Genomic DNA, 9345 nt, shown 5'->3' with positions numbered 1-9345 from the left:
AGTCGAAAACGAATTCTTGCGACCCAGCACGTCAACCGACAACGGTTACAAGAGGCGTTCAACGGCGGCTTTCGAGCGGAATGTCTGAACACGTCGTGGTTCGTGTCATAGGCTGATGCCCGCCAGCGCATCGAAGAATGGAGGTGCCAATACACCGAAAATCCACCGCACACGACTCTGGGCGGCTTGACGCCTCGAGCAAACGCCAATCAATCTGACACAACCTGCAAAATTGGATAGGACATAGACGACAAACGGATTTAACTCCAACCGCACGAGAGCTGGTATAGGCCGTGAACCACAAACCAGGGGTAACTCACGAACTACTCAATAAGTTCGAACCTGAGTAGGCAAATGAGGGTAGGCCGATTCCATTTCGATTTACAATCAGAACCTCCTTTTTGCTACAAGTTGACATTTTATAAACAAATTTCAGATATTCGATGTGTCCTGACGGTTCGGTATTTAATTATTTAGTCTTTTAATCGCCCTCTTTCGAATCGGAGGTTTAGATAGTGTATTAAAGATGCGAGGCGGGGGCGGCTTATAATCCATTCTTGCTTTTGAGGCGGTCCATTTAATCCGCTTGCGTTTTATGTTATTCAACTTCTAGAATAGGGCTAAGACAGGCAATCTAAAAAAACTAGATAACTTAATTATCCCGTGACTATCGAAAAATAGTCGTACGCCGAACACCAAACAAAGTGGAGCTTGCTGATTTATTTTCCTGGCTATTAAAGCCGCTACTCGAGTTTGATTAAGTGATTTTTTTAAGTTTGTTGGCGACAGTTACGGCCAATGAACATCAGTATCTTTCAAAATTTGCAGAGCTCTCGATCCTTGAGCCTTCTCACTGATTGCGACTGGATGGCAAGGCGCTTTGAGGAGATATCAATCGGTCGAATACGATGAATTATTCCGCAGCCGCGCCTAGTTGTTGACCTTTTTTGATTCATATAGACACAAAAAATATTTTTGCAACTTCGATCGCCGCCGGCCAAGACACTATGCTAGCACAATCGCTTCAGGCTTACTTATGGGCAAGTGATTAGCACCACTTGGCACTGCTACCAGACACAGCCTAATAGTTCCGTGTGGGATGATACCGGCATCATGAGCAATTTTACAATCATCAGCAGCATACCACGCTCTGTCGGATGGCTTCCTATCTTGCACATGCAAGAGCTTTTAGTTCAAATGACGGGCGCAAAGTTCTATGATGTATCGGGGAAACTGAAGAAGTTTTTTTCTCTTTTTCCAAAAATCAAAGCGGAGAAAACGTCCAGTAATAATGTTCTTGTATATATCGCCCGCAATTCGAGCGATGCTAGATCATTTTTGACTTTAGCAAATTCGGTCATTAGAGCCGATGTATCAATTTTATGGATAGTTGATAGTTTTTGGACAGACCATACATTGCGAAACGAAAATTTTATATCAAATAATTTTGATTTTATCATACATATGCAATCGTTTGACGATGAGTATTACAGAAAGACATTCGGCACGAGATCGCTGCGACTCGATTGGGGGAGCGACGTTCTAAGATTCGGTAATGCGAATAAGGATCGGCCTATTGATCTTCTCAGGATAGGCCGGCAGCCTTCCAGCTGGGAAGATGATGTTGCGACGGAGCGAGCTTGCTTAGCACGGGGTTTGCGTTTCGCGGGGCGTCCAGCTATGCACAGTCCGGAGGCTTTGTCAATACAGTCTCTTATGAATAATTACTACAGTCGCAGCAAATTTGTCTTGGCACACTCAAACGTGGCTGCGCCGGCTAAATATACTCACCCATCTAAAGCTTATATTACGGGTCGATGGACAGATGCGATCGCTTGTGGTGCCGCAGTAATAGGCGTACCTCCGCATGGCGATTTGCAGATAATAGATTGGCCTGAGGCTTTATTGCCATTGTCGTCGCTTGATCGAGAAAAGGGGCTTGATTTATTGGCTTCTAAGATCAAAACATGGGACTCAAATTCCGCGAAAATAAATTACATGCGCGCCTTACACAAATTAGATTGGCGGTGGCGGTTTCGTACTTTGTTTGACGCGATCGGATGCAATTCTGCGTTACTTAATCAAGAGATATCTGAGCTGTATCGCCGTATGGAAGTGTAGTTTCGGACAGGCGATGCAGAAATGCGATATGGAGCGCAACGTGTTTTGGTCTGATCACGCGTCGTAAGGCGCTTTATTATTTGGTATCGGATTTTATGGTTCGATCCGAATGCAATATTACGAATACTTCGTCGTGTGTTGTATAATCATGCGTTTTATCGGCGATTAATTTGGCGTTCGGGAGTGGTGTAGGGCATTTGATTTGAGGGCGGCTGCGCTTGTTAGGCCATGCCTTGTGGATAGCTTCGTCTGTCGAAACACCGCCTTAAGGTTCTGCGTTGGTGATTTGGGTTCTGGACACTGACGAAGTCGACGAGGGAATCCTGATATCGTTTGTCGATGACATAGTAGTTGCGTCTGATCAAGATGTCCTTGGACGTATAATTTATTTGTTCGGCCTGACAGTTGATTTTGGTATGCTGCTGCCTCGTCGGGCGATGGTCGAGGTCATTTTGATACAGGCGGACTTGAAGCTGCGGACTCGGAAGATCCGGCCCTGTAGTTACCTCGTTGATGATGGATGCGTCCGAAGCGATATTGGCGGCCGTGGTAACGTGGGTGCAGTTGTCAACGAATGCCGAGTATACTAATGAAGACAGGAATTTGATGATGTGGCGATCGATATTTCGTGTCACCAACAATTAGTTCCCTCCTTCAACTCACCTAATGCGGACTAACACTACATGAGCACTTTGATGTTAGAGGGCAGCCTGAAGCGCCTTTGGCAGTGTGGGCACAAGACGGGCGGGACAAGGCTGGCGAACAGCTGACCGATGATGGCCTGCTGTACGGCGGGCAGGCTGGGTGATGGCGGCGGCCCCGGGAAGCGGTCCGTCATTTTTTCCCCTGCCCCGTCCGACGATGTTCTGCGAGACGGAAGTGCTGCAGGTAGGCGCAGGCGATACACGTCATCAGCGCGTGTCGATGCAGCCCGGTTGGCATCAGCTGCCTGCCGAATTTCGACAAGCCGAAGCGTTCGAAGTTCAAGGCCTACCCAATCGGCTACTTCCACAATGACATCGCACAGGTCAGCACGGAACAGGACAACCTCCACCTGTTCGTGGCCATCGACCGCACCAGCAAGTTTGCCTTCGTCCAACTTCACGAGAAGGCGACACAGCGGATCGCGGCGGCCATTCTACACGATCTGATCGCGGCGGTGCCTTACACGATCCACACGGTGCTGACGGACAACGGCATCCAGTTCACCGACAACAAGCCAGTGAACGAGGGGGCCGAAGCGAAGGCAGCCGCCTACTGGGCGACCCAGGACGGGCCCCGCCTGTACCGCTGGCATTCGTTCGAATGGGCGTGCGAGCAGACCAAGATCGAGCATCGCCTGACCAAGCCGCGCTGCCCATGGACGAACGGTCAAGTCGAGCGGATGATCCGAACTATCAAGGACGCCACGGTCAAGCGCTATCATTACGAGAGCCACGACGAACTCCGTCAGCACCTGCAGCTGATCGTGGATGCCTGCAACTACGGACGCCGGCTCAAGACCCTTCGTGGACTTACCCCCTACGAGTTCGTCTGGCAGGCCTGGACGAAACAGCCCGAGCGGTTAAAGCTCGACCCGTCACACCACACCGCGGGACCAAACAGCTAGGAGCCCGTCCGAGTAATCCTCTCGACGGCGGGGCCGGAGGGTGATTCACTTGGCTCATGGCCAAGGTGTTTCGCTCCTGGGATGTGGATCAGGGCTGGTTGCTGCCGCCCTCGCTGCACGAGTTCGTGCCGCCCGGGCACATGGCGCACTTCGTTCGCGACACGGTGCGGGAGGCGCTCGACCTCTCGGCCATCCTCGATACCTACAGCGAGGAGCGCGGCTGCCCGCCCTACCACCCGGGAATGATGGTGGCGCTTCTGCTCTACGGCTACAGCCGCGGTCTGTACTCGTCGCGTCAGCTCGCTCGGGCCTGCGAGGAGCGGGTCGACGTCATGGCGGTGACCGGGCTGAAACGGCCGGACTTCCGCACCATCGCCGACTTCCGCAAGCGTCACCTCGTGGCCCTGTCGGACCTTTTCGTGCAGGTTCTGCGCCTGTGCCGAGCGGCCGGTTTGGTCCAGTTCGCCCACGTGGCGGTGGACGGGACCAAGGTGAAGGCCAACGCCTCTCGCCACAAGGCGATGAGCTACGGACGCATGAAGACGGCCGAGCCGGCGCTGGCCGCCGAGGTCGATGCCTGGCTGGAGCAGGCGCGCGAGGCGGACGCGGCCGAGGATGCGGTGCAGGGCGCGAACCGACGGGGCGACGAGACACCGGACTGGATGGCCGACAAGCAGCGACGGCTGGAGACGATCCGCGCCGCGAAGGCCGCGTTGGAAGCGGAAGCGGTCGATCCGCCCACCCCGGAGGACGAGAGCGGGCCGAGTGCGTCCTCGGGCATGCGCTGGCAGGGTCGACCCCTACGTGGTGAGGACGGCGGTCCGCCAGATCGGGCGCAGCGCAACTTCACAGACCCGGACAGCCGCATCCTGCCCACGCGCGACGGGTTCGTGCAGGGCTACAACGGGCAGATCGCCGTCGATGCCGCGCATCAGATCATCGTGGCGCATCGCCTCGTGACGAACGCCGCCGACGCCCGCGCCCTCGTGCCGCTCATCGACGACGTCCGCGCTCATCTCGGGCGTAAGCCGTGCGAGGTCTCGGGCGATGCAGGCTTTGCCAACGAGGCGAACCTGGCCGCGCTGAAGGAGCGGCGGATCACCGCCTATCTGGCTCCGGGTCGGGCGCGTCACGGCGAGGCGGATGCGGCCGGTCGTCGGACGCTGACAAAGACGCCCCTGATGCGTGCGATGGCCGCGCGGCTGAAGCAGGCTGGCCGCCGGAGCCGCTACCGCCTGAGGAAGCAGGTCGTGGAGCCGGTGTTTGGGCAGATCAAGCAGGCCAGAGGCTTCCGGCAGTTCTTGCTCCGGGGCCTCGATCAAGTCCGGGGCGAATGGGCGATGATCTGCACCGCCCACAACCTCCTCAAGCTGGCCAAGGCCAGTCACTGAGTCCAAAGCCGACGCCCACGTCTGCCCACACTTCCACCCTCATCCCACCGCGTAAACTCGTTACTCGGACGGGCTCCTAGCCGCATCCGCACCGTTGTCGACACTGCATGCCTCTCACACGGCAGCCCCTTCGCCACCATCCTTCAAACCATCGGCGCCTGATCCGCACCACCGCAGGCGTAGTTAATTACCTGAGCGAAACCCGTTCACGAAGCGACGGGGCGACCGTCCTAGTGAATAACCTCGTCTGACGTTTCCGAGCAACTCGAGGTCAGGACCTTCGCCTTTGTGCGGATAAAAGGCATTGAAGTACCGACTAAGCGGGTCCTTTCATGTTGCAGCCCCTCCATGCCTCAGTTGACAAAGTGCTTGTTGATATTCACGACCGATAGACGCCGACGTGTTGAGCCGACGCCCGCAAGCTCAGGAATTCTAATCTCGACTTTGGCCAATTGGAGGAGGGGGAGCGGTCAAGCGGTGTAAGGTGACGAAGCGGGCATGACGGGTAGGCTGGGGGTGTCCCCAGCAAGAGACACCCGATGCCCAATCTACCCGCCCGCTTCACCTGATCCATCCTGTCGTAAGAGCGCCTCCGGCACCGCGGTGTGGCGGCACGGCGGGATGCCGGTTGTGCCGATCCGCTGGGTGCTCGTGCGCGATCCCGTCAAACGCTTCAAGCCTCAGGCCCTGCTCTGCACCGACCTCGCTCGCGAGCCGGCCCAGGTCGTGTCGTGGTTCGTACGGTGCAGAAGCGTCGAGGTTACCTTCCAGGAAGTCCGCGCCCACCTCTGCGTCGAGACCCAGCGTCAGTGGTCGAACACGGCGATCGCCCGCACCACGCCCTGCCTGCTCGCCTTGTTCTCAATCGTCACTCTGCTGGCTGCACGGCTCCAGGCCCGTCAGCGGCGGGCAGTCGTCACGGCCGCATGGTACCCCAAGCGAGGCACCATCTTCGCCGATGCCCTGGCCGCGGTCCGCTGCGCGATCTGGCGCCAGCGGGCTTTAGCGACATCACCACGCCGACGCCTTCAGACCAAACCCCGCTTCCGCTTGCCACCGCCCTGGGCCTACGCCCTGAGCCACGCCGCGTGGATGGCCAAAGTCGAGCTAATACCAATCGGCGTTGATCATAAGCGGTAGGCCCCGTGCTCAGGCCCAGGGACATGATCTTCCAGGGCTGGTCGATGAAGCGGTTCCAGGCGTCGCAACAGCTTTGGACGATGTCTTCGTAGGAGGCAAAAATTCGGTCGTCGAGCCAGTTGTCGCGCATGAACTGTCAGACGTTCTCGACTGGGTTGAGTTCGGGCGCACGGGGCGGCAGCGTCAGCAGGGTGATATTGTCCGGCACGACGACGTCGTGAGCGTAGTGCAAGCCTGCGCCGTCGAGCATCAGCACGGCATGAGCGCGGGGCGCGACGGAGCGGCTGATCTCGGCCAGATGTAGGTTCATCGCCTCGCTGCCGCAGCGGGGTAGGACGAGACCGGCGCCCTTGCCCTTCTCCCGGCAGATCGCTTCGAAGATGTAGGCGTATGCCGTGCGCTGGCAATTGGGGGCCGAGGGTCGTGTCCCGCGGCGCGCCCATCGCCGCGGCAGGGTGTTCTTCTGGCCGACGCGCGCTTCGTCCTGCCACCATACCTCGATGGCCGTTCCGGCTGGAAGCCGCGCGCGGATCGCCTTCACGGCGGCGGGCAGGTTTTTTTGAAGGCCGTTAGGGCGGCTGGATCCTGCTCGTGGTGGTGCGGGCGCACTGCCAGCTTGCGGAAGCCGAGGCGATTGATGAGCCGTCCGAGCGTGCTCTCGTCCAGGCTGACGCCAAAGCTCGCGTAGATCCAGGCAGCCAGATCCTTCAGCCGCCCACGCACCACGCCGTGCCGGTCCGGGTCCGGCCCGCTCCCGACAATCTGCATCAATGCCCGGCGCTGTGCCACGTCGAGCTTCGGCTTCCGGCCCGGCGCTTTGCCGTTGATCAGCCCCGCCCGGACCATCCGCGTTGAAAGCCAGCACCCAATCGCGCACCGTCTGCAGGCCCACCACCCCGATCCGCGCTGCATCCGTGTGGCTGCCGCCATCGTAGATCTCAGCGAGCGCCAGAAGACGACGCCTCTGGCCCGCGTCCCGGCTGATCTTGGCTCGCCGCCGCAGATCATCGGCCGTGAAGTCATCGCGCAGCGGCACCGCAGCAGACATGGCAAACCCTCCAGTTCACCGCATCGAATCAGATCCAGCCTCGCAACGAAACCCCGTGAGTCAGTCTCCCCGTTGATTGGTATAAGAGCAAACAGCGCGGACCCGGCGGCATCACCATGAGGCAAAGAGACTTTCTCGCTCGCAACTTCAAGGATTCAAAGATTGAAATTTTCTTTTGATCTACTTACTCTAAAGCAGTCGCAATACTAGTACTGCTTTGGACTTCAATTTGGCGGCTCGTAATATGGCCTCATGTAATCTCGACAGGCAAACTATTCAGCTGTTAAAACCTCTGCAACTTTGGAATATTTTTACGCAGCGTGGAGTTGCAGGCCAACGCAGAACATGCGATCAAAATTCCCATAAATACTGAAACTACAGCTGAGACCCATATTGAGGGGTCAAAATAACGCACTAAAAGGAAGGACGAAATAAGAAAAATTGCTGGTATTATAAGTTTCATAACCGATCGTCTGCTAAACTTTGCCGCCCAAACCATTAGACAAGCATCTGCCGTTACACGGATTGACCAAGCAATCGCCGCTCCGGTCAATCCAAAATTAGAAGCCAGCGCCCATAGCACTATTGCGAAGGGCAACAATTCCGCAGCGTGAAATTTTGCAGTAATATCTGGCCGACCTTGAGCTTGCAATACGCCGAATGGTATCTGAGCAGCGCCGTTAATCCAGCCGCCCAATAAAAGTATCTGCGAAATTAAGGTTGCTGAATTTGAGAAATCTGAACCCATCCAAATATTGAGAATATGCTTGATTGTGAGTATCGCGGCGCAGCACGGCAAAGCAAATCCAAAGCTAAGCAAGATCATTGCTTTTTCCGCAAGCTCACGTGCTTCTTCGCTTCCAGCGCGGGACAACCGAGGAAACAGCGTTCGAGCCATTGCCGTCGCAAAAATTTGAAGCCTTGTTACCAGAGTTACTGACACAGCATAGTAAGTTACCGTTCCAATCCCGACCACGGATCCGATAACAAATTGATCGAGTGAAACAAGCAATGGATTTACAACGCTCGTAACAGTGATCCAGCCCCCATATGATAGCAATTTTTTGATAGTTGAAATCTTGACCGAGTTTCGAATGATTGGGCGTTCTAGAAAAAAAACATATAATAAACCTGTTACGACGCCCGCAGCGCGGGCGATCACGGCAGCCGGCACTACCACATCTAATTTAGGGGTGACATATACAGCACAAATTGCTGGTACGATCTGGCCGATCACTGCTCCAAAGACGGAGATAACATTTGCGGAAAAGAATTTTTCTCGTGAGTCAAGTGACCCGGTTACAATGCCGTTGACAAGTGCCAGTGGGAAAAAGGCTGCGACCCATGGCAGAGATGCTCGAATTTCATCATTCATTGCAGGTGTTGTGGCTACGAAATAGCCGAAGAAAACCGAAGCGAACACGTATATTAGGAATGCACCTACGATCCCGAGCGATGCATTCATAGCAACTGTGCTGATTATGATCGAGCTTCGCTCAATGGACCGGTATACCGTTGCCTTTGCCAAAGCATTTTCCGAAGCTCGTGAGAGTCCGAGATCGAGAAACCCTGCATAACCTAACAAGATCCAGATGATTGAAATAACACCATATCGTTCATTACCCACATATTTAATATAAATAGGAAGGGTTATAATTGCGACAAGAAAATTAATTATAGGTCCAATAGAATTAATTGAATAGTTTCTAACTTGACCTTTGGTTATCATATGCTTATCCATAAATTGAAACTTATCGTTTAGCCCTGCGCTAAGGCGATCTGGAATATTAGATAGAAACACATGCGTTAGTTTCCAATTCCTCTCCTCAGCCCCACTAGCTTTGACACTGATCGGCCCTGTGCTGGAATAGTGCGCCTAATCGGCGGGCTAGTAACACATCAAAATGCATAAACCAACTCAAACCATTTCCCAGCTAATCGCTCACTAAATAACCTGTCCCTTTAAGATCGGCAATGACGTTAAGGGTACTCTTGATAAGTTAAGAAGTGCCTCACATGCGTAGTAGACGTAACAT

At 54.9% G+C, this 9345-nt stretch carries 4 protein-coding genes and 4 pseudogenes; 5 read left to right on the top strand and 3 right to left on the bottom strand.

All coding sequences use genetic code 11. The features are described from left to right. Together OXS49_RS33740 and OXS49_RS31485 are read left to right on the top strand one after the other, a co-directional pair. Positions 1–240, top strand: a pseudogene (locus tag OXS49_RS33740) (transposase); the annotation flags it as partial. A gap of 873 nt (positions 241–1113) precedes the next feature. Next, a complete protein-coding gene (locus OXS49_RS31485; RefSeq protein WP_267428495.1) occupies positions 1114–2121 on the top strand; it encodes a hypothetical protein in 1008 nt (335 codons plus the stop codon). Positions 2122–2819: 698 nt separating this feature from the next. Here the strand turns inward: OXS49_RS31485 and OXS49_RS31480 are convergent. Then, positions 2820–3057 (bottom strand): annotated as a pseudogene (locus OXS49_RS31480) (IS701 family transposase); the annotation flags it as partial. Between the two features lies 1 nt (position 3058). On the opposite strand from OXS49_RS31480, the pseudogene OXS49_RS31475 reads away from it, so the two are divergent. From OXS49_RS31475 to OXS49_RS31465, 3 genes and pseudogenes are all read left to right on the top strand, one after another. After that, a pseudogene (locus OXS49_RS31475) lies at positions 3059–3730 on the top strand (integrase core domain-containing protein); the annotation flags it as partial. Positions 3731–3786: 56 nt separating this feature from the next. After that, complete coding sequence (locus OXS49_RS31470) at positions 3787–5121, top strand: IS1182 family transposase (RefSeq protein WP_267428494.1); 1335 nt, start codon at positions 3787–3789, stop codon at positions 5119–5121. 630 nt (positions 5122–5751) lie between these two features. Further along, positions 5752–6261, top strand: a complete 510-nt coding sequence (locus OXS49_RS31465) for a hypothetical protein (protein ID WP_267428496.1) — start codon at positions 5752–5754, stop codon at positions 6259–6261. Between the two features lie 10 nt (positions 6262–6271). On the opposite strand, the pseudogene OXS49_RS31460 reads toward OXS49_RS31465, so the two are convergent. Together OXS49_RS31460 and OXS49_RS31455 are read right to left on the bottom strand one after the other, a co-directional pair. Then, a pseudogene (locus OXS49_RS31460) lies at positions 6272–7309 on the bottom strand (IS630 family transposase); the annotation flags it as partial. 283 nt (positions 7310–7592) lie between these two features. Continuing rightward, the gene (locus OXS49_RS31455; protein ID WP_267428493.1) at positions 7593–9110 is read right to left on the bottom strand and encodes a flippase; all 1518 of its coding nucleotides are present in this window, start codon (positions 9108–9110) and stop codon (positions 7593–7595) included. Positions 9111–9345 lie beyond the last annotated feature (235 nt).

The organism is Methylobacterium sp. GC_Met_2 (assembly GCF_026540795.1).
Classification (GTDB): Bacteria; Pseudomonadota; Alphaproteobacteria; order Rhizobiales; family Beijerinckiaceae; genus Methylobacterium.
This window is presented reverse-complemented; position numbering and strand designations above follow the sequence as displayed.